At 55.2% G+C, this 22,905-nt stretch carries 18 protein-coding genes; 4 read left to right on the forward strand and 14 right to left on the reverse strand.

The features are described from left to right. Nucleotides 1-116: 116 nt before the first annotated feature. The 7 genes from M504_RS05125 to M504_RS21720 form a co-directional block, all read right to left on the reverse strand. The gene (locus M504_RS05125; protein WP_047488743.1) at nt 117-479 is read right to left on the reverse strand and encodes a cupredoxin domain-containing protein; all 363 of its coding nucleotides are present in this window, start codon (nt 477-479) and stop codon (nt 117-119) included. Between the two features lie 21 nt (nt 480-500). Then, nucleotides 501-1,253, reverse strand: a complete 753-nt coding sequence (locus M504_RS05130; RefSeq protein WP_198137525.1) for a WecB/TagA/CpsF family glycosyltransferase — start codon at nt 1,251-1,253, stop codon at nt 501-503. A 137-nt stretch (nt 1,254-1,390) separates the two neighbouring features. Next, on the reverse strand, nt 1,391-2,560 hold the full coding sequence (locus M504_RS05135; protein WP_156993554.1) for a glycosyltransferase family 1 protein: 1,170 nt from the start codon (nt 2,558-2,560) through the stop codon (nt 1,391-1,393). After that, the gene (locus M504_RS05140; RefSeq protein ID WP_052200425.1) at nt 2,548-3,786 is read right to left on the reverse strand and encodes an O-antigen ligase; all 1,239 of its coding nucleotides are present in this window, start codon (nt 3,784-3,786) and stop codon (nt 2,548-2,550) included. Before M504_RS05140 ends, M504_RS05135 begins: the two co-directional genes overlap by 13 nt. Continuing rightward, the gene (locus M504_RS05145; protein ID WP_047488746.1) at nt 3,783-5,096 is read right to left on the reverse strand and encodes a lipopolysaccharide biosynthesis protein; all 1,314 of its coding nucleotides are present in this window, start codon (nt 5,094-5,096) and stop codon (nt 3,783-3,785) included. The genes M504_RS05140 and M504_RS05145 overlap by 4 nt, the downstream gene beginning before the upstream one ends. Continuing rightward, nucleotides 5,093-6,328: a lipopolysaccharide biosynthesis protein gene (locus M504_RS05150; RefSeq protein ID WP_052200426.1), complete on the reverse strand. Its 1,236-nt coding sequence runs from the start codon at nt 6,326-6,328 to the stop codon at nt 5,093-5,095. The genes M504_RS05145 and M504_RS05150 overlap by 4 nt, the downstream gene beginning before the upstream one ends. Further along, the gene (locus M504_RS21720; protein ID WP_198137526.1) at nt 6,325-10,401 is read right to left on the reverse strand and encodes an SLBB domain-containing protein; all 4,077 of its coding nucleotides are present in this window, start codon (nt 10,399-10,401) and stop codon (nt 6,325-6,327) included. Before M504_RS21720 ends, M504_RS05150 begins: the two co-directional genes overlap by 4 nt. 249 nt (nt 10,402-10,650) lie before the next feature. Here M504_RS21720 and M504_RS05160 point away from each other — a divergent pair, with 249 nt between their 5' ends. Next, complete coding sequence (locus M504_RS05160; protein WP_232296162.1) at nt 10,651-11,688, forward strand: hypothetical protein; 1,038 nt, start codon at nt 10,651-10,653, stop codon at nt 11,686-11,688. Then, complete coding sequence (locus tag M504_RS05165) at nt 11,689-11,964, forward strand: cytochrome c (RefSeq protein WP_047488749.1); 276 nt, start codon at nt 11,689-11,691, stop codon at nt 11,962-11,964. A 5-nt stretch (nt 11,965-11,969) separates the two neighbouring features. Here the strand turns inward: M504_RS05165 and M504_RS05170 are convergent, their stop codons facing one another. Genes M504_RS05170 through M504_RS05185 form a run of 4 tightly spaced genes read right to left on the reverse strand, consistent with a single transcriptional unit; the run spans nt 11,970 to nt 16,617 of the window. Then, nucleotides 11,970-12,638: a hypothetical protein gene (locus M504_RS05170; RefSeq protein WP_052200427.1), complete on the reverse strand. Its 669-nt coding sequence runs from the start codon at nt 12,636-12,638 to the stop codon at nt 11,970-11,972. Continuing rightward, on the reverse strand, nt 12,638-14,089 hold the full coding sequence (locus M504_RS05175) for a hypothetical protein (protein ID WP_232296163.1): 1,452 nt from the start codon (nt 14,087-14,089) through the stop codon (nt 12,638-12,640). The genes M504_RS05170 and M504_RS05175 overlap by 1 nt, the downstream gene beginning before the upstream one ends. After that, entirely contained in the window at nt 14,086-15,873 is a 1,788-nt protein-coding gene (locus M504_RS05180; RefSeq protein ID WP_047488755.1) for a HAMP domain-containing sensor histidine kinase, read from the reverse strand. Before M504_RS05180 ends, M504_RS05175 begins: the two co-directional genes overlap by 4 nt. Before the next feature lie 15 nt (nt 15,874-15,888). Next, nucleotides 15,889-16,617 carry a response regulator transcription factor gene (locus M504_RS05185; protein ID WP_232296164.1) on the reverse strand — a complete coding sequence of 243 codons (729 nt, stop codon included), beginning with the start codon at nt 16,615-16,617 and terminating at the stop codon, nt 15,889-15,891. A 308-nt stretch (nt 16,618-16,925) separates the two neighbouring features. Here M504_RS05185 and M504_RS05190 point away from each other — a divergent pair, with 308 nt between their 5' ends. Both M504_RS05190 and M504_RS05195 read left to right on the forward strand, forming a co-directional pair. Further along, nucleotides 16,926-17,915 carry a GRP family sugar transporter gene (locus tag M504_RS05190; RefSeq protein ID WP_047488758.1) on the forward strand — a complete coding sequence of 330 codons (990 nt, stop codon included), beginning with the start codon at nt 16,926-16,928 and terminating at the stop codon, nt 17,913-17,915. Between the two features lie 411 nt (nt 17,916-18,326). Beyond that, nucleotides 18,327-18,815: a cupin domain-containing protein gene (locus tag M504_RS05195; RefSeq protein WP_052200428.1), complete on the forward strand. Its 489-nt coding sequence runs from the start codon at nt 18,327-18,329 to the stop codon at nt 18,813-18,815. A gap of 56 nt (nt 18,816-18,871) precedes the next feature. On the opposite strand, the gene M504_RS05200 is transcribed toward M504_RS05195, so the two are convergent. The 3 genes from M504_RS05200 to M504_RS05215 form a co-directional block, all read right to left on the reverse strand. Then, nucleotides 18,872-20,239, reverse strand: coding sequence for an NAD-dependent succinate-semialdehyde dehydrogenase (locus tag M504_RS05200; RefSeq protein ID WP_047488762.1), 1,368 nt, complete (start codon nt 20,237-20,239; stop codon nt 18,872-18,874). A 154-nt stretch (nt 20,240-20,393) separates the two neighbouring features. Then, nucleotides 20,394-22,274, reverse strand: coding sequence for a hypothetical protein (locus tag M504_RS05205; protein ID WP_156993556.1), 1,881 nt, complete (start codon nt 22,272-22,274; stop codon nt 20,394-20,396). Beyond that, the gene (locus M504_RS05215; protein ID WP_156993558.1) at nt 22,274-22,732 is read right to left on the reverse strand and encodes a hypothetical protein; all 459 of its coding nucleotides are present in this window, start codon (nt 22,730-22,732) and stop codon (nt 22,274-22,276) included. Before M504_RS05215 ends, M504_RS05205 begins: the two co-directional genes overlap by 1 nt. Nucleotides 22,733-22,905 lie beyond the last annotated feature (173 nt).

The following is a 22,905-nucleotide window of genomic DNA, read 5'->3' on the forward strand; positions in this document are numbered from 1 at the left end:
ATTTGTCTCTCCATCGAGACATTTGCTGCAATTCCGAAAGGCATGGAACAAAACAAAAAGACGCCCTCCGGGGAGGGCGGCGGAAGTGTCGCGATAGCTGGAGGACAGAAATATTTCTATTGCACGACGTGGATTGTGAATGACATATCGCCATGGCCGACCCCACAGAACACAGCACAATGTCCTACAAAATCGCCGATCTTATCGGGCGTCAGCTTTACCGTTGCCCCAGTCCCCTTCGCGATCGTTGCGTTGATATCAAGGTCATCGAAATGCATGCCATGTGTCACATCTTCACTCTGAAAGACCAACACCGCAGGCTGGTTTACTTTCAACGTGACGTCGTTCGGAGCAAACGCAAAGCGGTGTGCCGTGATCTGGATCGTTTGTGGGGTTTGGTCTGCCTGCACGAGGCTGTGGAGCGACGGCACCAGCAACAATATTCCACCGATCGCAGCACTCAAGGATTGCTTCAGCATGAAATCTCCTCAGGCGGAACGTTATCTTCCCGATCCGGCATCTCCAACCGTAATGCGCTTGGGAGAAGTCGCTGTCACGTCTCCGTAAGAAGGATGTCTTTCTTCTGTCACACCATACTTTTCATTCTGCGCGGGACGCGGCTTCCGTTCTTTCACTGTCTGTTTGAAGAGCTTCTGTCGCAGTAGGGCGAGCAGAAAGTGTGTGTTGCTAATGATGTAGCGTCTCCAAAGCCTACGCGGATCCTGCACCAATCGATGCACCCATTGTAGCCCGGCATCCTTTATCCACTGCGGTGAATCCTTCAGCCGCCCCGTGTGGAAGTCAAAGGCCGCACCCACGCCGAACATCAGCACCGTCTCCATTCGTGGCAGAAATTGCTGCATGAACAACTCTTGCTTTGGACATCCGATGCCGACCCAGATGATGTCTGGCTTAAGACGCGCGATCATCTCTACCAATGCATCACTCTCGTCTGTGGTGAGGTTACGGAATGGAGGTGTGAACGTTCCCGCAAATTTCGCGTGCGGGAATTGTTCAGAAAGCCGTTGCCGAAGAAGTTCCGCTACACCTTCGTCACCGCCGTAGAGAAAATGCGTAGCGCCATGAAAACGAGGATCGCCAAAGAGCTTCAACATAAACTCCGGCCCTGCCACACGCTCCATGTGCTTCTCACCCTGGCCACGCCCAACCCACGCTACAGGTGCGCCATCCGGGAACAAGAGCGATGCTTCGGAATAACACTGACCGAACGGAGCGCTGCGGAGGGCCTCCATAAGGCCATGGACACTCACAAAACATGAATACCCTTTTCGCCTCGCGTGCAGATCCTCCGCAGTCCAATCCAAAGCAAGAGCGAAGTTGGCGGCAGAAATTGGTATGCCAAGCACTTCTGTAGTTTTCCGATTCATTGTCATACCCCCACCTGTCCCTTCACATGCTCGACTGCATTGCACTCTCTCGATATCTTGCGGCGGTTTTGCACCGATACCGACTCATATAGTTCCGCGTACTGGCGCGCAATCGTTTTGAGGCTGTACTGAGGCAGCGCCACCGCTTCCGGTTTTGGCTGACTACACTCTTCAAACATTGCGTCGGCAAAACGAGAAACAGCATCGTCACCCAAATGCACATAGCGACAATGACGTCTCCCCACTTCCCGGAACGACGGGATATCCGAACACACCACGCGACATCCTTCGAGCAGAGCCTCGGCAATCGGCAACCCGAATCCCTCTACGACCGAAGGCGCCACCAGCACTCGACATTCGCGGTAACACCAACGAAGGTTTCCCTCCGAGAGACCGCTCTTCAGAAGCACATGCTGTCGCAGTTTGTGCTCGTCAATAAAACTCTTGATGGCATTCGTTTCCGGTCCTTCGATTCCTACGATGACCAATCGAAGCCGCGGATCGACGTTCACCATCGACCGCAGACGTACAAAAGCTTGCAGCAATACGAGCAGATTTTTATTGCGACGGTGCTGTGCCACGCAAAGCATAAAAGGGTCGCTCAGGCCCGATGGCGCGTTTGCTTTCGCGTCCATTTCATAGACACAATTGGGAATCACATGAGCAGACCGTAACGACAGCAGAGGATGTACACGCGAAAGGCGATCCAGAGTGCTATGCGAGACACAAGCAATCGCATCGGCTGAGACAAGGCAGTGGTGAAGAAGCATCCTATTGAACGAAGCCTTGATCGGCCCAAAATTTTCGGGCAAATCATGCGGATACAGATCATGCAGTGTCACTACAACAGGCACGCTCATTGCCGTTTGCTGCAATGGCGCGGGGTAGGAGTAGTGCGCCAGATCTGCGTTGTATCGGCGCACCGTGCGGGGCAATTCCACTGCGTACCAAAAGTTGCGCGAGAAGATATCGCTGCGAATTCTGGCCATCTCCACTGAAAGCTTTGGGTGATCCGGAAGGAATTCCGAAACATACCGCTGCCATTGGCCCGCGACCACATGGACGTGTTCTACCTGTTCGATCAGCAGCAGCGATCGAATCATATTGATGGCGTGGCGCATTACGCCAGACATGGCGTTCGCGGACGAGACGACTGGAACTACAACTCGCACGGGATCACCTCCTTTGTTTTCATTTGCTCCAGCGTCAGTGCGCCCAGCAGGACAAGAAGCCACAGCGGCCAGGAGAGATCGAATGCTTCCGTATCAGCGAATCCCCGTATGAGTGTCAGCAGAAATAGCCCCGCAAATATCTGTCTCGTTGAGACATCACTCAGCGAGCGCACCGACCGCACGATGGTCGCGTAGATTGCAACTGTCATGGTGATGCCAATGGCACCATATGCATAGAATTGCTGCAGTAGTTCGTTGTGTGCGTGGCGTGCTTGAAAGCCGCTGCTATAGAAGGGCGGGATCACCTTCCACACGGAGTGAAAGCCGTGCCCGAACCAGGGGCGCTCCACGGCTTCTGCAAGCATGTACGTCCAGATGCCGATGCGCCCCGTAAGCGATTCTGCTGAGGTGCTGTCTGCATAGGAAGTGAAGTACGAGATCAACAACGGTGTGAAAACCAGGAGAGTGCCGATGCACAGGCAGAGAATCTTCACCTTAGCCTTACGTGTCAGACCGGAATTCACCAGGAGCAAGTAGCCCTGTGCCAACACAAACGCAACAATCGTCGTTTTACTAAGACTGCGCAGTAGCGTGACACCAAACAATACAAGGCAGACCTTCCATCGTCTCTGTATATGGCGGCGAAGAAGGTACTGCGCAAAAAAGAACGCAAGAGCACAGGGCCAGCCGATCTGATTCGGTCCCAGCAATTCTTCATCGCCCAGCCGCATGTCACTTTGCGCGGGTAACAACCACGCGATGACCGCGACAAAGACAGTTCCATACACGAAGCCACGAAATACCGCATCCGCCACTTCCGTAGCAGTATGCTGACGAGCCTGTAGAGCGACGATGGCAACATCGCACATCATTGCCAGCCAGAATGCCGCCGCTGCGGCTTTGGAAGCTGCTACCGTCCAGATGAGGCTAGTGCCTGTTACAACCAGATACAGCAGAACCGCACGGCCGGGCGAAGTCGTGCGCAATTCCGCAAGCGTCATTACCGCTGCCGGACGCGCGGTTAAGAGCCCCATTAGAAACAAGCCAAAGCTCGCAACGAGACTTATGGCGACGCCTGTCTCCGCCTCCATGCCAAACAGTCGTACAGCTAGTAAGACTGTCATCACCCTCGCGGCATACAAAAACCCGCTCCATTGAGCAATGGAAGGGAGAGCAGGCGCCTCCCGTCGCGACTCTTCCACGAACATGACTCCCTCGACGCTCATACTTCCTCGCAAACTGCGTGCAGTGCAGGAATTGGGGATGTTCTGTGCTTGAGCGCGTACCACAGTGGCAGATAAAGCAGGATGCAAATGAATCCATACGCAAGTCTGGCGAAGGCGATTCCGGTTACTCCAAAGCGCGATCCAAGGGCGGCCATACAAGCAATACAGGCGAAGGCCCCCAGTACATTGGCAAGTGTGACCAGTTGAACCCGATCCAATGCGTACAGCGCATACGTGGGGACCACGCTGATGGCGAGCAGCGATGAACTCCACACCAGCGCCGCGAGCAGATGCCGCGAATCACCATTCAGACCAGAACGACCCAGGAGCGCAAGGAATCGCAAACCAACGGTCTGTAATACGAGCCCCGCGACGATGGCAAAGAGGATATTGGCTGCAGCCGCAAGCGCAATGGATCGGCCCAGGTTTGCGGACGAGCCCGCCGCGGCGCGATGTGAAAGATAAGGGAAAAGAAAATGGAGACCCGCAGCAGAAACGCCATAGATGGGTTGCGCAATCTGTGCGCATATTGCATATGCAGCGATCACTGGCGCACCAAGCCACATCCCAAGAAAAAGCCGATCCAGCTGGCTAAAAACGACTCCAGACAATGCGAGCAACCAACTGTACTTTCCAAATCGGAAGAGAAGCATCATTGCGTCCGCATTCCAAAGCGGACGCAGCTGCTGCATATCGAGCAACTCACGTAAGCGACGGTGTTGCACTACGGTCGCCGCGACGTTGCACAGTGCAGTGACAAGCAGCACACACCACACTCGAGGAAACAGGCTGGCCATCAATGTTCCGGCAATCAGCGAACCAATCCGGGCAAAGATGCTGATGCGGACGGCAGCACCATAGCGCTCATAAGCGCGCTGCGTGCTTATGAAGGTACTCTCTATGGCGCGCTGCATGATCAACACAGCAACCAGAAGCAGGCTGTATCTACAGTCCACGCGAAGAAGGGCGTTGCCATGCGCTATCCGCATCGCAATCCATGGCGACACTGCAACAATCGCCAAGACAAACAATGCGGCAAGAACGCAGCTGACCATGAATAGTGTTCGCACTGTAACCGACACCGCAGATCGATCTTTCGCGCGATCCTGGCTTACCTGCTTGATCGCAGCGTCGCCAAATCCTGACGCAATGATGCTGGTAGCACTTACAACAGCGGCCATGACAGACCACAGACCATAGCCGTCCACGCCGAGTTTGCGCATCAGCATTGGAGCGACGAGCAGCATCACCGCCGGAAACGCCACATAGTCCAGCACGCCATAAAACACGTTCTGTATCTGACCTTTCATCGCCGCCCCCATAAAGGAATTAGCGAGAAAGCGATGCGGCGCATGAGTAGAACGCGCGGGTCCTGCCTATGCTCCTGCACGTGATCGAACAGCAACAGCCCAAAGCACACCAGCGACATCACGCCAAGCCACAGTGCCAGTGTCATTAGCGCACGTGGTGGGAAGGACTTTTTCTCGGCAACCGCCGGAGAGTCAATCACCTTGAGAACAGGGACGTCCTTCGCTTCGCTTATGCGGGCCATCTCAAACTGTTCTGTCAGCAGCTCAAACAGTTTTTCCTGAATTTGCACGTCCCTATACCGATCTGCAAAAGGGACGGCAAGCCGAGGCAACTGACGCAATGAGGGCGCAGGCGTGTCGGAGATGGAGTCCGTTGAGATATCAGCAAGCGGGGCGGAGCTGCCCTCAATCCGTTTCAACTGGGCACGCAACGCGGACGCACGCGCCTCTGCAGCGCGCAGGCGTATGTTGCCATCGCCATAGATCTGGCGCATAGAACTGATGTTGGATTCTTCCACCAGAATCTGCGCCTGTAATGCTGCGCCGGAGGTCACCTCGGCACGAGCCTGCTCTTTGAGATCGATCGTCCCATGCGTGCTGGAGAATTCGCTTAACGCAAGCTGTGCCTGCTCCAGATCGTGCCGGGCCTGCACCAACCGGCGTTCCACAAAGATGCGTTCCTGCCGGGCTGACGATGTGCTTGTTCGGTTCAGTAGGCGGTTGAGACCATCCAGATACGCAGCCGCCATGTCACGTGCGCGCTGCGGGTCATGGTCCTCCACCACGAGCGTGATGACATCGCTCTTCTTGTCGTCTTGTATCTGAACATGGCGCGCCAGGGTCTTCAGTGTGTCCACGCGATAACGCTTGTGATACACGTTCTGCAGATCAAAGCGATCTACAATCTCTCCGTTAATCGTGCCGCTTCGCAGAAGTTCGATGTAGATAGCCGAAGAGTTGTTAACACCCAGAAGGCTGCCTGCCAGACTTCCCAGCCCGCTCAGTCCTCCAGAACCTCTGCCGGCAAGTGCCGCAAACATCGCGGCACTCACGCTGCCGTTGCCCGGCGGCATGATGCTTGCAGAAGATGTGTACGTTTTGGGCCACAGGCACGCCGTGAGCAGACTAAGTGCAAAAACGACCACACCAATTTTTCCCAACAACACACGACGCTCGAAGAGAAACTCAATGCGCTCGATGCCCGTGTGAGGGTGTGTTCGTAGCTCGCTCACAGCACACCTGCCACTGCTGCCGTGAATGCAATGGAAGCGGAAATCTGCGCCACCGTTAGCAAATTGCGCCAGAACAGCGAGGCTCCGATAATCTTCTGCGGAACTACAACCACATCACCCGGGGTGAGCTTCGTTGCGAGTACATCGTCATGAAATAGTCCGCCGCCGCTGGTACGGCCCACAACTGAGCCGTTGGCGCGAATGACAAAGATCTCTTTCCTATTGGCTACCTGGGTCGTGCCACCTGCTTTGTGCAAATACCAATCCGCACTCTTGCCTGGAGTGAAGGCTATGGCGGACGCGTTGTAGACCTGCCCACTTATCAAGACAAAGCCAGGACGCTTGGGAATCATTAATTTGTCGTCCTTGCGCACCTCAATATCGGCGGGCGTATTTTCCCACTCGGTGATGTTGTTGCTGATGTGCAACACGAGACGTCCGCTCGCAGGCTGGTTCTTAAGGCTCGCTACGATCTGGTCCTGCTGCGCCTGCACCAACTGAAGTTGCGCTGCACCATCGGCGGGCGTCACAGTGGACGATGTACGCGCAGCAGAGGCGCTTGTTTCAATTTGCCGGATCAACTCCTGCCTGCTCTTTTCTTCCAAGACCTTTACATCCGGTCTCGTCATCACAGCACCGTCGGAGTAGCTCGTCTCCAGAAAGCCCCCGGCGCGCTTCAGAATCGAACTGAGATGTTCGCCCTGCCGGAAGCCATAGTGACCAGGATGTGCCACCTCGCCCACCACTTCGATCGAAGCGCCGATATCGTCCCAACCAGTGAGACGATGGACATTCAGTGTGTCTCCCGGTTTCAAGGCAACATCCGCTTCGAGATCACTGCGAAGGACAGCGTCCCCAATGCGCAAGGTAGTCTGTTCGTCCCGAACGCGTGTCGCTCCCACCACGGTGTAACTCGAAAGATCGGCCGAGGTGAGTAACGCACCACGCGTGAATCCGCCTGCCATGCGAACCAATTGCGCCGCGGTCATGCCCTGCGAAAACGGATAAGTTCCCGGACGCAGTACTTCACCATCCACTGACACCTTGGGTGCATCAGCATCGTAGCGACCTTGTACGCGGATCGTATCCAGCGGCTGCAGCGCAGGATTTTCATTTCCAATCATCACGTCCGAAACGTGGAATTCGATCGTCTCCACATGCAGATCCGGTGGCACAAGACGAATGATCTCGCCACGGTCTGCTGGCTCCGGCAACATGTCACGATACGACGGAAGAACATCGCGAAGCCGCATACCGTCATGCCACGCAACGCGGCCAGGATGAAGCACGTGGCCTTCGCGATAGACAACATGCCGGCTGTATGCCTCGATCGGAGTAACGTGAACGGCATCGCCATCCTGCACGACAAAGTGTTCTATCGCACTATGTGTTTGCTCACTCGAACTCCCATCTTGCAACGCCAGGTCGATGGTTTCTCTTTGTGTGTTGGGACGCACACGTTCGACCGTGAGGTGTGTGAGCTCCGCAGTTACTGTCGGTGAACCCGCGTCTTCAAGCAAAGAGGCTAGCGAGGTCTTTCCCTTCAGCTCATAGATCGCGGGGCGTTTGACCGCGCCGGACACGGCCACCTGTGGTCCTGCTGGAGGCACCAGCAGCGTATCGCCCGACTGAAGGCGTTCTTCACTTTGGGTGCCATGCAGCAGAAAATCGTAGAGGTCGATCTCTCCCAGCAACAACGTGCCGCGATAGTGACGTAACACACGAAGCGACCCAACAGCCGTCGGCCCACCCGCTGCATACAGCGCGCTAATGACCGTAGACTGCGCACTCAGTTCATAAGCCCCAGGCCGTTGAACGTCTCCAACGACATACACGCGTACACTGCGTAGCTTCCCGAGCGAGAGCGACACCCGCACATCACGAAACTGTGGTCGCATCAGGTTGGCAACAGTCTCCTGTGCCTGCCTGAGGCTCATTCCTGCAACATGAGCCTGACCAGCATCCTGAAGATTGAGATTGCCATCGCGGTCCACAGTACGCGTGAGTGTTTGTGTGTTGCTGCCCCACATCTGTATCGAAACGCTGTCACCCGGCCCCAGGACGTAGTTGTCATCAGCGGGCAATGAAGTCGCAGTTGGAGCCCCCATAGCGCGCACCGTCGCAAGATCGCGACGAAGGAACATATCCGCGCCAAAGCGCTTCAACGGCCCATTAAGGTCCGTCACCTGCGTATATAGATCGTGCAGCGATCGCAAGTTATACGGCGTGGGACGATTCAGGACGCGCGGCTCTGTGGACGGCTCCGGCGTCTCCTTCTTTGCCGGAACAGGGCGCTGAATAGTTCGATCAGGACTCTCAAGGCTCGATACCTTGGACTGGTTCAAAGCTGGGATCGAAGGGTCTTCAGGCTCCTCAATGGTGTCCACCGTGAAGCCACGCGCCTGCAGAAACGTACCGACATTTCTGCGAAAGTCCGCATTCGTTGCAATGCGGCTGTAAACCTGTTCATCCGTAATACTGTCGGGAGAAGTCGGCTGCCCCTGCTGTCCTGCAAAATCACTTAGCAACTGTTTCACTTCGATCAGCGCATCGGGTGTGTTCTGCAGGAAGGAAATGATTTGTGTCGCGCTGGACGATGAATCGCGCGGAGTGAACGTTGTTGTATCCGGCACGTACTGCGAGGGAGCGGAAACATCTGTTGTGCGGCGGGGCTGCACCGTGGATGTCGTCGTCTGTGCATCCTGTGCTACCGATGGGGGACCGTATAGCAGAGGACTTTGATCCGTCGGTTGTTGTTGGGCCTGTGCGGGGCCGCAAAACATCAAAAGCACAATTACAAGTAGGAACAAGCTTCCCCGATTCCATCGCCGTGCCTCATACAGATAGCGCAATCCCTCTACGAGATGAAAGCGCGCGCGGAAGAACAGAAACCATATCTGCAAGCGATGCCGCAGATATGTTTCGCGTAATGGCTCTTGCTCTCTGGGCGCGATAATTGCTGGCGGCAAAGCACGTGGAAGCAGCGAGTGATGAACCGTGCGTCGCGGCGTCACGCTGGCTACTTCAAGTTCGCGCTGCAACAACAAATAGTTTTTGCTGCCCGGAAACATAGCAGCACTGGACCTTGGGCCGTATTCCTGCACCCATCGACGCACTCCCCGCGGCATCTTATCCGTGGTCCAGGCTTGTAAATCGCGAGGGGCGAAAGGACCCGTTGCGCTTTCTGCCACGGCAATGGCAACAGCAAGCCCCTGCACTGCTCGCGGATGATCCGCAGCCGCCTGACGCACATCTTCGAAAAAGGATCGTTCGTTCTTGCGCGCCAAAGTATGCCGACGGAATTCCAATAAATGCGCGACGCGGAAGAACTCCGAATGAATGTGCTTGAAAAGATGAAGCCCCTGCCCCAAGTACAGATCAGCCGGATGCAGGACAGGCATATCCACATCTTGAAATCGCTGCCAACGAATGCGCGGCAGAAGCGGATGTGCCGCGTCGCGAGCCTCTACATGCAATTCAACAATGCGCGCAGCAGTGGGTTGATACTGGTCTCGCCAACCCAGCACGGCACTCTCATTCGCTTTGAACTCCCAGCTTCGACCGCTCACTGCGCGCAGGTGATATCCACGCGCTTCAAGCAATTGCTTGGCGCCGAGGACGTCGTCCTCAGCAACCAAGAAGTCCAGATCCACCTGCGACCGCAATTCCATTCGAGGAACAGACAGCGGCGCCAACGAGAATCCTTTCAGTGTGGCGTAACAGATGTGGCCACGTTGAAATGCTGAATGAATAGCGCACGCCTCGGCTGCCAATTCTTCCATTCGCTGCACATTGTTCTGAAGATCGCGCTGCCATCTCGATCGAATCTCTGCTGGAATAACGGTTTCCATTTCCTGCCCCAGCATCGCGTCGTGCAGGGTCAATGCAATACCGCCAACATCAAGCCAACGCAGATGTTGTTTCCATCGCCGCGGTTGCCACGTCTGCAGCGTCTGAACGGTTGTCGTTGGATCGCAGACAGTGTTCAGCAATAGCAACCGCTGCTGCAGGATTGGCGACAACGGCCGCGACGCGAGATGCCGCAAGGCAGGTGTCGAATGTCCAGCAACCATCGACGCTGAGAACTCACGGTCCAATTGAGAAGGCGCTTGCATCACGAACCAGAGAGTAGGTCACGCTCTCAGTTGTGCTTGTCATGTGGCTGTCAGCTTAATGTCATTGCATTGTTGCTATCTGCAAGCTCGTGGTGACATGTCGGTGACATGAGACACTCTTGTCTTTTTCCGCTCGGTGACAAGGTACTTACAAAGACCTGACTGATTGAGGACATACGCAATCGACAGACACTCTACTGTGTCACCATGCAATGGACGAAATGGTACGTTCTCGTCTCCCCCGTCGCGACACTCTTGCTTGCAGCGTCCGTGGTACCGCTGCATGCGCAAGAAACGCCGCTGATCTCTGGCGGAATGGGTTTCTTCAGCAGCACCAACGGCGGAAACACAACATATCTCCCGCTCATCGAACCGCTTATCATGGCCCCTATTGGCAAGCGAGTACAGATTGAGTCGCGCGCGGCCATTGGTGAGGACTTCTTTCACACACCTGGCACACAGGGATACGATCACGCTCACTTTGCATCTTTCACATACGCGCAAGCGGACATATTTCTCAACAAACACATGACGCTGGTGGCGGGCAGCTACCTCATCCCCTTCGGCACATACAACGAAAGGCTATCGCCGCTTTGGATCGGAAATTTTCAAAGTGGTCCACTGATTGGCAGTCTTGGCAATATGGGATCGGGCTCCGGTCTGGGCGGACAGCTGCGTGGTTCTGCGGTTTCGCGCAAGAAGTACTCCATTGACTACGCCGCATACTACTCGGCGCGTTCAGGCAACGAACAGTTCACAGCGCAACGCGCGTTTGGCGGGCGATCCAGTCTCTATCTGCCTGAGAAACGGCTTGAGATCGGCCTCAGTTATGGCAGGGTGCTACAGGGAACGCACGAAAATTTCTACGGCGGACACCTGTGGTGGGAGCCGGTGAACACAAACCTCCGTATGCGTGGAGAATTCGCCCGTGGACATCACGCGCAGGGCTATTGGGTTGAGTTCGACTATCGCGCCACGCGTCTCGCACAGATTTCGCCATGGCTCGGTGGATTTGAACCCGTGTTCCGCATGCAGCAGACATGGCGCCGCGACACGATCGTAAGTGACACACTTCCTTTCAAAAATACCAATCGAGCCGACTTCGGCCTGGACTATAACCTGCCGCACAACGCGCGCATTATTAGCAGCTATTCGCGACAGTTCGCATATCAGGGCAACGTCAACATCTGGCAGACGGGAATTGTGTATCGCTTCCTGTTTCCCGCGTGGAAAGGAAAGAAGTAGATGAGAACACTTGCGCTCGCAACAATGGCACTATTGGCTTCCACCGCGGTTGCTCAGACTTCTACGCAGACCAAAACACCCACGCAGACCGCAGTTCATAAAGCTCCGAAGGTCAATGAAGGCCAGCGCGTCTTCGAGCAGAATTGCTCGCGCTGCCACAATCCTCCGGATGGGTTCTCGCCTCGTATCTCAAGCACAGTTGTTCGGCACATGCGGGTACGCGCAAACCTCAGCGAGGAAGACGCAAAAGCATTGATGAAGTTCTTTCATCCCTGATGCGTTTAATAGGAGGAATGAGATGCATCGTAAGGCTTGCCAAACTTATTCAGATGGTCCTGCGGTTCCTCGCGCTGGCCCGTCTCAATATCGCCGAGGTTTGTTGAGCCCTGTGATATGCGTACGCGACGCGGAGGTTTTTCCCCACGTCGTCCCTCCACCCAGGTATGCAGCTCGTAGTCACCATCCGGCACATCGGCAATATGAAAAGCATTACTCGAATCTGCGATCGCATAGTACGGAGTCACGAGCGACAGCACCACCGCACTCATGTCCGGATGGATATTGCAGAAGATATAGGAGATTCCTTCGCGCGTAAATGACACGGTTCGCGTGGATCCTGCCTCATAGAGCCCAAGATCGAAGCGCCGCCCATCAAACATGGAGAACACGTTATGGAAGAACGGATCGGCGTTTGGAAAGCTCACGGTACTGCCCACCGGTACCACTAACAGATGCGGGTGAAACATCTTGTTTTTCTGCAGCAACGTGAAATTACTGGACGGAGGAAAGTCCGCCTTCCCCTGCAACGGCTTAAGCCAGAGTACCGCGGGAGGCATGTGTTCCTTCCCTTTGTCTGACTGCACGAGCCGCGCCGTCACCTCAGCAGCGGGTACAGGACGCACAGTAAGCAGCATTCCCCACAGACAGATTGCGTACGGGAGAGTCTTCATCAGAAGCGGTACCCCGCTGCCAGACCGATAGCGTCTGATAGACGCAACACGTTGTTGACATAGTTCGACCACAATCTACGGTACTCGAGTGAGAACTCAAGATACTTGCTTGGAGACACAATCACATTCCCGAACGCGTCACGATTTTTTGAAAGTCCTGTATAGGACGGTGTACCAGCCAGTGAAGAACGGATATCCGCGGCGAACGGATTATCAATGCCATATCCTGCGTTGAATTGCAGGCGTTCTACTGGGCGGAACTTGAACTGGATCCATCCGCCTGCATCATTCAGTGCTTGCGCAACGTCATCCTTGCCTGCTGGGTAGAAATAATCGACATAGCCACCGCCTCCCAAACCGCCAAGACCTGCACCTCGATAGACGTTCGACGTAAGCTGCACGTAGCGTCCCATAGGAAGGCGCAGATCGCCGCTGATTGCCCACGCATTGAACCGATACCCCTCTGAAGTGCGATGCGGACCGAAGTACCCACCAACACCGACAGCAGGACCTTCGTCCTGTTGTCCCGAGGCATATCCGATACGTCCCTCGAGGCCCGGCCAGCGACTACGCTCTGCGCGCGTCACCGTGGATGACGAAGTAGCGTTTGGCAACAGCGGGTCTTGTACATCCAGAAGCGCCGCCGCGACTTCCAGGCGTTGAGAAGACTTCAATGGAATGCGCTGCCGCACTCCTATTTGCGGATTCCATGTCCACAGATCGCCGCTCCACGACAGGTTCGGCTGCGCTGTGGACACTAACGACGTCGGCACATTGGGCGCTAACAATGACCGGTCCTGCGCGAAGAAGGCTTCCGTCTTCTCCCACACCAGGGAGGCATGCGCTGTCCGCAGACGCAAGATCCCCGAAGCTCCGTAGGTCTGCTGCGATCCGTTTGCAAAGAAGTCGACGCGCAAATCCGCATGGCTTTCAGCTCCCAACAAATGTGGCCCAGTCGCATCAAAACCAAGAATCGTCTGGCGCACCGAGAGGCCAGTGCTGCCATCCCCATTCAGAGCGTATGTTGGAGCAATGGCATCGTCCACACGGTGGGTATTGATAAAGCCGTTGAGGAGGATCAGACCGGTCAAGCGCAACGGATATTTTGACTCTGTCTCCACCTTGGTCTGCTCGTGCGTTGCGATTTGCGATTCCGCAATCGCTTGTCGCTCCTGAATCTCCTCCGTCGTGTCCGCAGGTGCTGGGCGTACTACCTGCGATGGACCGGCAACCTCTTCGGAGGGATGGTTGCCAAGCTCCTTCTGCAATGCGTCAACCTGCTTCTGCAGTTCCTGCAATTGTTGCTCATATGCCTTCATCTGGGATTGTGTCTGCGCTATCGCGGTGCTCAGCCGCTTCAAACGGTCCTGTGGCGTTTCAGGTGTTTGCGCACAAAGCATGGGCGGCAGCACGAGTGTGACAAGTACCGGCACTGTCCATGCATGCTTCATAGAATCACCAGATCATCGATATGCGGGGTTTGTGAAGCCACGCCTTGCGAATGGCGCTGCAACGTCAGGCGGAAGATGGTCTCACCCGGACGACTGCTCACCAACTCCACGCTGCCATCATGCTCTTGCGCCACACTGTGCGCAAGCGTAAGTCCAAGGCCGGTTCCCTTCTGCTTACCCTTGCTGACAAAGGGATCAAAGAGGCTATGCCGGATACCATCCGGGACGCCGGGGCCGGAATCTCTCACCGTTACGGCGATCGCATCCTGCGATCCTGTAATCGATATCGCTACTTCACGCACACCATCTGCTTCGGAGGCGGCCTGGCTTGCATTCAGCAACAAGTTGTAAATCGCGCGTTCCACCTGGCGGGCATCAATGTCTGCGAAGGTGTCCGCGGTTACTTCCACCATCTTGAATGTGACCCGCTCTGCATCCGGATGCGACCGCACCAGCAACATCGATCTCTCCACTACTGCCGCCACCGGCGAGGGGCTACGCCGCAACGAAGACCCCGTGTTGCCAAAGAGCAGAAGAGCATCGAGCATATCCGTCGTGCCATTCACCGCTAGCCGAATCTCCTCAAACAACTCTGCACGTTCTTCCGGCGGCATTGTAGGAGAGGCTAGAAACTCTGAGTTCGCATAGATGGCAGCCAGATAATGACGCAGATCGTGCGACACGGAGTTTGCCATCCGGCCGATAGTGGCCAGTCGCTCCGACTCTAGCAGAGCGCTGTTCTTCCTCTGAATCTCTTCCCGCATTTCTGCCAGCGTGGCGCTGAGAAAGCGCACTTCTTTGGGACCGCCTGAGGGCAGCACGTAGTCGCGATTTCCTTCCGCGAACGCCTGCACCGCGGAGGCCAGCCTTTCCAGCGGTGCTGTAACGCTGCGTGCAAGCAACAACATCAGTACGCAACCCACGCCAATGGAGAGCAGCCCCGCAAATAGGATGACGCTGCGGATCTCGGCCTCCGCACGATCCACGGCAACCAGCGACTTCAACACCACCAGATGCACAGGCACGTCCGCGCGCGACGAAAGATCGCTGCTGGCCGCAAGGTAACGTTGCCCGTTTAACTGCAACAATACTGGCGCCGTTCTCTGAGAGGCCTCCACAGAAAGCAACGCGTTCTGCTGCACATCGGGAAGCGTACTCGCAGCCACCCGGTGATCCACCAGGAAAATCGCCTCGGCCCCCGCGCCGCGTCCTACCTCTTGCAGCAATTCGTGATCGATCCGGTATCCACCGATCACATAGCCGAGCAAAGTGCCGCTCTCCTTTGCTCCGAAATAGATGGGGGTTACTGCAAACTCAAACAGGTTGCCGCCTGACGTGAGGTAATGCTTGCCTGGCGCGAACAGCACTTTTTGTAAGGCTGCGCTCAATTCTTCATTTGCATTTTGCACTGTGGAATAGGTTGCGAGTACGCGGCCATCCTGATCGGCAAGTGCGAACAGGTCGTTGCCACTCAGTCGCCAGAAGTCCCGCGCGCCATCGGAAATCGTGGTGGTGTCGCGTGCAATCATAAGAGCGCGAAGGGTGGGCAGCGCAGCCAGCAGCGTATTCTCTCGTTGCAAAGCCGTGCGTTGTCGCGCTTGCAGATCCTGGAATGTCTGAATGGAATGCTGCAGATCCGTCTGCAACGTTTCCCTCGCATGTTCGCGCAGGCGCCCGCGAACCACCAGCATGCTTAACAGCAACGTGGCCGCGACAATGCACGCTACCGAGATTTGCAGCAGTAGCCGTGTGCGGATTCCGGAAGTATGTTTGTCCGAAGGCAAGGGCCGAAATCTACCTTATGGAACAAACTTATACCCTGCGCCATGCACCGTGCGCAGGTACTGCGGCTCTGCCGCATCCGGTTCCAGCTTCTGCCGGAGTTTGAGAATCTTGTTGTCCACGGTACGTGTCGTCGGATACGAGTTATAACCCCAGACCTCGTTCAAGAGCTCTTCGCGGCTCAACACCCGTTCCGGGTTGGCGATGAAGTAACGCAGCAACTTAAACTCATGCGCTGTGAGCGTGATGGGAACACCATTCCGCTTCGCGCTCATCTTGCTGAAGTCTACTTCGCAGTCGCCGAAGGAATAGGTGGCCACTGTCGGCGTCTTCTGCATCCGACGCATGGCTGCCTGCACGCGTGCCATCAATTCGCGAGGGCTGAACGGCTTCGTTACGTAATCGTCCGCACCGAGCTCCAACAACAGCACCTTGTCAGCCACTTCCCCAATGGCGCTGACAATCACGACAGGCGTCTCCGGCCGCTCAGACTTCAGCATGCGGCACAAATCGCGCCCAAAGATATTTGGCAGCATCAGGTCCAGGACAACCGCAGCCGGACGCGTCGCGCGAAATGTATCCAATCCCGACTGGCCGTCGCCACACACACTGACGGCATAGCCACTCTCCCGAAACAGCCGGTAGAGGATTTTCTGCATCCGCACGTCGTCTTCCACTACCAGTATCTGGGCCTGCGGTCCCATCCCAACGATGCCGGAGCTGTGGTCGGACGAGGTTTGCGCCATGGTCTGCATCATCCCCACATTGTCATACCAAAATGAGGTATAAATCGTGGATTTCGTCCACCGTGACAAAGTAATGACTTTTGGGGAGCGAAAATGGCGCTGTGGCGCGACGAAGAGTGCCTCCGACGGCCGATTCCCGTCTGCCGCCCTCAGGTTCGAGAAGTGACGTCTCAAGCTGGTTCATGCGACTGAAATGGTGGGTATCGTAGTCTTCCTGTTTTCTGAAAGGATTCAAAGTCAGTCTCGAATGGATGATCTTGCTCGGTCCCAGAATTGACTAAATCACCTCACTGAAAGGGACGCGCTCCATGTATCAGCCTGAAACATACGGTATTGCACTTCTGTTCATGATCCTCAGCATGCTGTGCTGGGGATCATGGGCAAACTCGATGAAGCTCTGTCCTGGCTACAGATTCCAGTTGTTTTACTGGGACTACGTTATCGGCCTGATTGCGGGGGCAGTCGTGTGGGGTGTGACTCTTGGAAGCCACGGAGTCGCAGGGCGTTCCTTTTTCGCAGACATCGTTCACTCAGGGCAACATTCGATCCTTCTCGCGATGGCGGGCGGTGCGATCTTCAACATTGCGAATTTGTTGCTGGTTGCGGCGATCGACATCGCAGGCCTGGCCGTGGCCTTTCCCGTTGGTATTGGCCTTGCACTCATCGTGGGTGCAGTAAGTACCTACATCATTTCCCCTAAGGGAAATCCTCTCCTTCTGTTTGTCGGTATTGCATTGGTTACGGCAGCCATCGTGTTCGATGCCATCGCCTATCGGTTGCGGGAAACCGAACACGCAGCCATGAGCCGTCGTGGCATCATCATTAGTTTGATCGCAGGACTCTTGATGGGAACCTTCTATCCGTTCGTTTCAAAGGCCATGACGATAGAAGATGCTCCCGGCCCCTATGCAGCGCTTCTCTTCTTCGCACTTGGCGTGGCTATCTGCGCTATCCCCGTGAACTATTTCTTCATGCGCTTCCCTCTCGATGGCCGCGAACCCGCCCCGATGCAGGGCTATTGGCAGGCGAACGGTTCGTGGCATCTGTGGGGCGTGCTGGGAGGAGCTATCTGGTGCACAGGTGCAATGGCTAACTTTGTAGCCTCGCGCGCCAACATTGTCGGCCCATCGGTTTCATACTCCATTGGTCAAGGCGCCACGATGATTTCAGCCTGCTGGGGTGTGTTTGTGTGGCATGAATTCTGTGCCGCACCAGCGCGTTCCAGAACCATTCTGAGATGGATGTTCGTGTTTTTCCTGTGCGGCTTGACGGCGGTTGCCTGCGCTCCGCTGTTTTAACTTTCATCGTTTTCTTGAGGGAGACGCAGGGACCAAGGAACAAGAGATCCGCGGAACAGATTGGCCAACAGCCTTTCGTAATTCATGAAAGAGATTGATGCTGACAGCGTAAACGGCGACACACAGAACGGTGTCTCGCTCGCTGCCGAGAAGGCTGGCCATCTATTAGCGTTTGAACCTGAAAGCGGACCCCGCGATGAAGGGCTTATACGAAACGCAGGCTCTTTACAGTGTGGCGGGCATTTCGCTGCACCCAAGCGTTGGTCATGTGCGTTCGACCGGTCACCCGTGCACTTCCACACGTTCTTCCGTGTAGCGTCCGCTATATTTTCGAAACTTCAGGAAAGGTAGCATTTCTTCAGATTCAATCTGCATCGTCCCACGGCTGCTAATTCCCGAGGATCAATATCTATGGTTTCCAAACCACCCATCGTCAATCTTGACACTGCACCTGCGTACTGGTTCCTTAACGCTCTTCATCTTGTCTTGGCTCTAAACGAAATAGGAGAAGGCGCATATTCTCTGATTCACACCACGGCACCGCCCGACTTCGAAACGCCCTACCACCTTCATCACGATGAAGACGAAGCGTTCTACATCCTTGACGGTGAGTTGACGGTCATTCTCAACGGAGAAAAGAGTGTGGCTGGGCCCGGAAGCTACATCTTCCTGCCTCGCGGCGTACCGCATGGATTTCGGAGCAGCAGTAACAAAAATTCCCATATGCTCGTCCATGCAATTCCCGGAGGCAAGGTTGGCTTCGTCGGGATGATGCTGGAGATGGCTACACCAATTCAAGACCGCCATACGTTGCCTGAACCCACGCCCCCAGACTTCAAGAGGCTTGCGGAACTCTGCGAACAGAATAAGATCAGCATCCTCGGTCCCCTTCCCCGTTGAAGAGGACCGCTACCCACAGAACTACGGGCGGAATCATGGATGCCATCGTCGTGTAATTAGTACGAATGTAGTACCGTCTTGGCATTCATGAATTCGTGCAGCCCCAGCGAACCTAACTCTCGGCCGTGACCAGATCGCTTGATGCCTCCAAAGGAAACTTCTGGCATAGACACGAGTATCTGATTGAACGCAGTCATCCCGGCTTCTATCTCACGAGCAAACCGCTCCTGCTCGGCTGGATCATTCGTCCAGACTGAAGAGCCGAGCCCATACGGCACATCATTCGCAATGCGAATCGCCTCATCGATATCGTTCGCTTTGAAGACAATCGCTACAGGTCCAAAGATTTCTTCCCGCGTGAGAGAACTGCCTGTCGGCACATCCACGAACACTCCCGCAGATAGATACGCTCCCTTGCCCTCAAGAACTTCTCCGCCTACGAGGAGTCGTGCACCCTCCTGCTTCGCTTTCTCAATCTGCTCCAAGATCAAATCGCGTTGCGCAAGGCTCGAAAGAGGTCCCATGTCGATGTCTGGATTCATAGGATCTCCGGCTTTAACCGCTTTCATTGCTACGACGAATTTCTCCAGAAACTCTTCATAGATATCCGTATGCACAATCATCCGCTTGCCGCAGATGCAGGACTGTCCCGTGTTTTGAATTCGAGCCTTGACTGCCTGAGGAACAGCTTCATCAAGAAGCGCAGAAGGCATCACGATGAACGGATCGGAGCCCCCTAGTTCAAGGACAACTTTCTTCAGCGCTCCCCCAGCTTGCGCTCCCACGGCACAGCCCGCTCGTTCGCTGCCGGTAAGGGTTACCGCAGCGACGCGATCGTCAGCAATCAAATCTGGAACCGCTGAGAGTGGAATAGGAAGATTCTGAAAGACTCCAGTCGGTGCCCCGGCAGCCAGAACCATCTCTTCAATGAGAGCTGCACACCCCTGGACATTTGGAGCGTGCTTCAACAGTCCCACGTTGCCAGCCATGATTGTCGGAGCAATGAACCTGGCAACCTGCCAGTATGGAAAGTTCCAGGGCATGATCCCGAGTATGGCTCCCAGCGGAAGCCATACTGTCTCAGCGGTCTTGCCGTTATGTAATTTTGTTCTTGTGCTTTGCAAGAGCTCAGCACCGTGTTGAGCATAGTATCGAAAGGCCGTGGCGCACTTCACGGCTTCAGCAACTGCGGATAGATACGTCTTACCCATCTCGATCGTGGCCATCTCAGCAAGGCGATGCTTATTTGCCTCGAAATTATCTGCAATCCTGGAAAGCAAAACCTGCCGCTCTGTCATCGGTGAAATCCGCCAGGACTTGAAGGCAGAGGCAGCCAGGAAAAGGCGCCGTTCCAATTCCACAGGGTCGATTTCTTGATAGGTTGCCACTTCGACGCCTGTGGCGGGATTGATGCTCGTGAACATGGTTCTCCTCTTCACAGTTCCGTCGGACACGGCTTCGTGGGCCCTCGTGTTGGATGTTTCCAAAATCTCTCTGTTAGAGCAATTGCCTCAGAATCGTAAGGCGACTCTCACTCAATGAAGACGTGCGAGTCGCCTAACCATACTCAACCCAGAATCAGTGACTCGCTGTTGTCTGCTGAGCGTTTTCGTACATTAGCAGACTCATTGCATTGCCATCCAACTCAATCGCCATCACGCGGCTGCTATCAATTGGATAGTATGCGTACCCGCTGGACATGCTGAATGAGAGCGAGTTCAATCCGGTCAATTGGAACAGTCCGGAAGAGCTTTCTGTCCCGGTCACTCCAGTGTTTGAGTACGTATCGAACGGCGTCGGCGCAAAGCTCAACAGATTCTGATCTTGCGATGTGTAGTCGGTAAAGCCGCTCAGATTGTCGTTGCTGATAGTAACCGGGCCTACCGCTCCAAATGGTTGCTCGTACGCGGGGCCATTCAGGAAGCCGATACCCGAGAGCGCATAGGTTCCCTCATAGTCGCTTAGGCCATTCTGTGCAAACGCCAGGCCGCTGGTTTCTTGAATGCTGTCCGCACCAATCTCTACTGCATTGCCGTTGCCGTCCAGGTAAAGAATGAACGTAAAAGCGGCGTTGGAGAATGCGTCGGGCACAATGTTGCTCACCACCACCCGCCCCAACGGGCTTACAGTGTACGTTGCGCCAGAGTAGATGCCGCGTCCTGTGTTTGTAAGATCGTTCACAACCAGGTGCCCCGAAACCGAGCCGTTGCTGGCGAAGGTGTGATAACCACCAAACGTCACGGGGCCGTTGAGATCCTGTCCGATCGCGCCATGTACGTAAGTTGTATTGGCAACGCTGGCGGTGCTGAATTGGCCAGCATTCGATCCTTGCGCGAGCATGGTTCCACCGAGGTCTGCGTTCAGACTGTCTGACTGACTTTCCAGAACCTGTACCGTCTTGCCATCGAGTACATAGCCCGTTAGCACGAAGGGCTTAACCACGCTCGAATTCGGCGCCAAGCTGATCGAGATTCTTCCATACTGGTCGGGCGTGCTTACCGCACCCGAGGTGAAGGTTTGTCCCAACAGTACAAATGCATTGCCCGTGTTCTGGTTATCATTTGCGTCGTTGAAATCAAAAATGCTACCAGTCGTGTTGAGCGCACCATTGTTGAAGCTCAAAATGCCACCGACACTGAGTTGATTTTCGTCCGAGGTGGAATCGACGCCGGTAGTTGCAAAAGCGTATCCGCCGCTTGGTGTTGCTGTACTCGTTTGGAGATCCATCGATCCAGTTGCCGCGCCAAAGCTATCAAACTCTGACAAGATGAAGCGTGTTGCAGAGACCTGAGTGCCGCGCAGCGTCAGAACACCGTTCACACCAATGTTCGGATCCGATGTGGCCAACACAAACTGTGTATTGCCGTTGGTGAAGGTGATACTCGAACTCGCAGGGATCAACGAATTTGTTCCGAGATTGTCGGCATCCGTGTAGTCCTCCTCGCCACCTGTGATGGAGCCGCTCTTCACCGTGATGGCGCCGCCCACGTAGTACGACATATTGTTGTCCTGGCCAGACAGGTGATACACGTATGTTCCATCAGCTATCTTAGGCGTGGATGGGGCCGTAATCGTCACGGTTGCGCTTGCAGATTTGGTCTTATCCGTAACGGAGGTTGCTGTAATCGTTACCGTGGAAGCGGAAGGAACGGCACCCGGTGCAGAATATGTCGTCGACGCTCCGCTCGTTGTAGAGGTCGGGTTGAAGATGCCGCAAGATGAACTTCCACAACTAACGCTCCAGGTTACGCCGCCGTTCGCCGTGTCGTTGTTCACTGAAGCAGCAACACCAGCTGTCCCACCCGTCGACAAAGTCGATGGTGGCGCAGTCACAAATACAACGCTAATCGGATTGGTCGGTGTGGGGCCGGAGCCCGATCCGGAACCGCCGCTGCAACCCACCAGCATGATGGCGACAACAAAGGCAAAAGCGACATAGAGACCGTTACGAATCGTCATTAGAGTGCTCCGTTCTGCATGGGCTGCGACTGAGCGCGCGCCTTAGTGCGGTGACGAAGAACGACTCCTCGATGATTGCGAATCGTGAACGTTTCGTTATTCAAAACGAGTTGCTTGGCGAAGAGATAGCTCTTGCCGTTGACCGTCTCCATCTTGCCCGTAACCTGCAGTTTGCTGCCCACAGTAATTTCGGAGACCGCTTTGGGAGCGTAAGGTCCTATAGCAACGTCCAATTGACCTTGTGCCGTACCGAGAATCACATGCAGACCCGCGGGTCCTCCGGCTGTCCCTTTGTTCACCACTTCTGTCACAAACGAGGACGTGGTTATGTCGTTACCCGATGTGTTTGCGACCCAGTGTCCCGCAAATTTCCCGTTAGTACCGACAGAGTTCTGAGCGACAACACACAACGTGCAGAATAGCCACGCCGCTACTGCGAAAGCGAATCTTATCGTCACCGTTAAAAGCCCCTTCGAAATGTCAGGCTCAGATCAAGACGTCACGATCGAAGAGCCTCAGCGAACAACTCTGAGACTAGGAGGGAAAGAGACCAAAGAACATAGAGGTTGTTACACGACGGAACTGTGTGGTGCCACATGGCTTGCCATCCGCGCAATCGTCCTGAGTTCCC

It is taken from the genome of Terriglobus sp. TAA 43 (assembly GCF_000800015.1).
GTDB lineage: Bacteria > Acidobacteriota > Terriglobia > Terriglobales > Acidobacteriaceae > Terriglobus.

What these genes read in the sequence shown, in the direction of transcription:
- M504_RS05160 (WP_232296162.1), top strand. Translation starts at nt 10,651, where the DNA reads ATGCAATGGACGAAATGGTACGTTCTCGTCTCCCCCGTCGCGACACTC.
- M504_RS05190 (WP_047488758.1), top strand. Translation starts at nt 16,926, where the DNA reads ATGTATCAGCCTGAAACATACGGTATTGCACTTCTGTTCATGATCCTC.
- M504_RS05140 (WP_052200425.1), bottom strand. Translation starts at nt 3,786, where the DNA reads ATGAGCGTCGAGGGAGTCATGTTCGTGGAAGAGTCGCGACGGGAGGCG.
- M504_RS05170 (WP_052200427.1), bottom strand. Translation starts at nt 12,638, where the DNA reads ATGAAGACTCTCCCGTACGCAATCTGTCTGTGGGGAATGCTGCTTACT.
- M504_RS05195 (WP_052200428.1), top strand. Translation starts at nt 18,327, where the DNA reads ATGGTTTCCAAACCACCCATCGTCAATCTTGACACTGCACCTGCGTAC.
- M504_RS05175 (WP_232296163.1), bottom strand. Translation starts at nt 14,089, where the DNA reads ATGAAGCATGCATGGACAGTGCCGGTACTTGTCACACTCGTGCTGCCG.
- M504_RS05145 (WP_047488746.1), bottom strand. Translation starts at nt 5,096, where the DNA reads ATGAAAGGTCAGATACAGAACGTGTTTTATGGCGTGCTGGACTATGTG.
- M504_RS05185 (WP_232296164.1), bottom strand. Translation starts at nt 16,617, where the DNA reads ATGGCGCAAACCTCGTCCGACCACAGCTCCGGCATCGTTGGGATGGGA.
- M504_RS05165 (WP_047488749.1), top strand. Translation starts at nt 11,689, where the DNA reads ATGAGAACACTTGCGCTCGCAACAATGGCACTATTGGCTTCCACCGCG.
- M504_RS05205 (WP_156993556.1), bottom strand. Translation starts at nt 22,274, where the DNA reads ATGACGATTCGTAACGGTCTCTATGTCGCTTTTGCCTTTGTTGTCGCC.
- M504_RS05200 (WP_047488762.1), bottom strand. Translation starts at nt 20,239, where the DNA reads ATGTTCACGAGCATCAATCCCGCCACAGGCGTCGAAGTGGCAACCTAT.
- M504_RS05125 (WP_047488743.1), bottom strand. Translation starts at nt 479, where the DNA reads ATGCTGAAGCAATCCTTGAGTGCTGCGATCGGTGGAATATTGTTGCTG.
- M504_RS21720 (WP_198137526.1), bottom strand. Translation starts at nt 10,401, where the DNA reads ATGGTTGCTGGACATTCGACACCTGCCTTGCGGCATCTCGCGTCGCGG.
- M504_RS05130 (WP_198137525.1), bottom strand. Translation starts at nt 1,253, where the DNA reads ATGGAGGCCCTCCGCAGCGCTCCGTTCGGTCAGTGTTATTCCGAAGCA.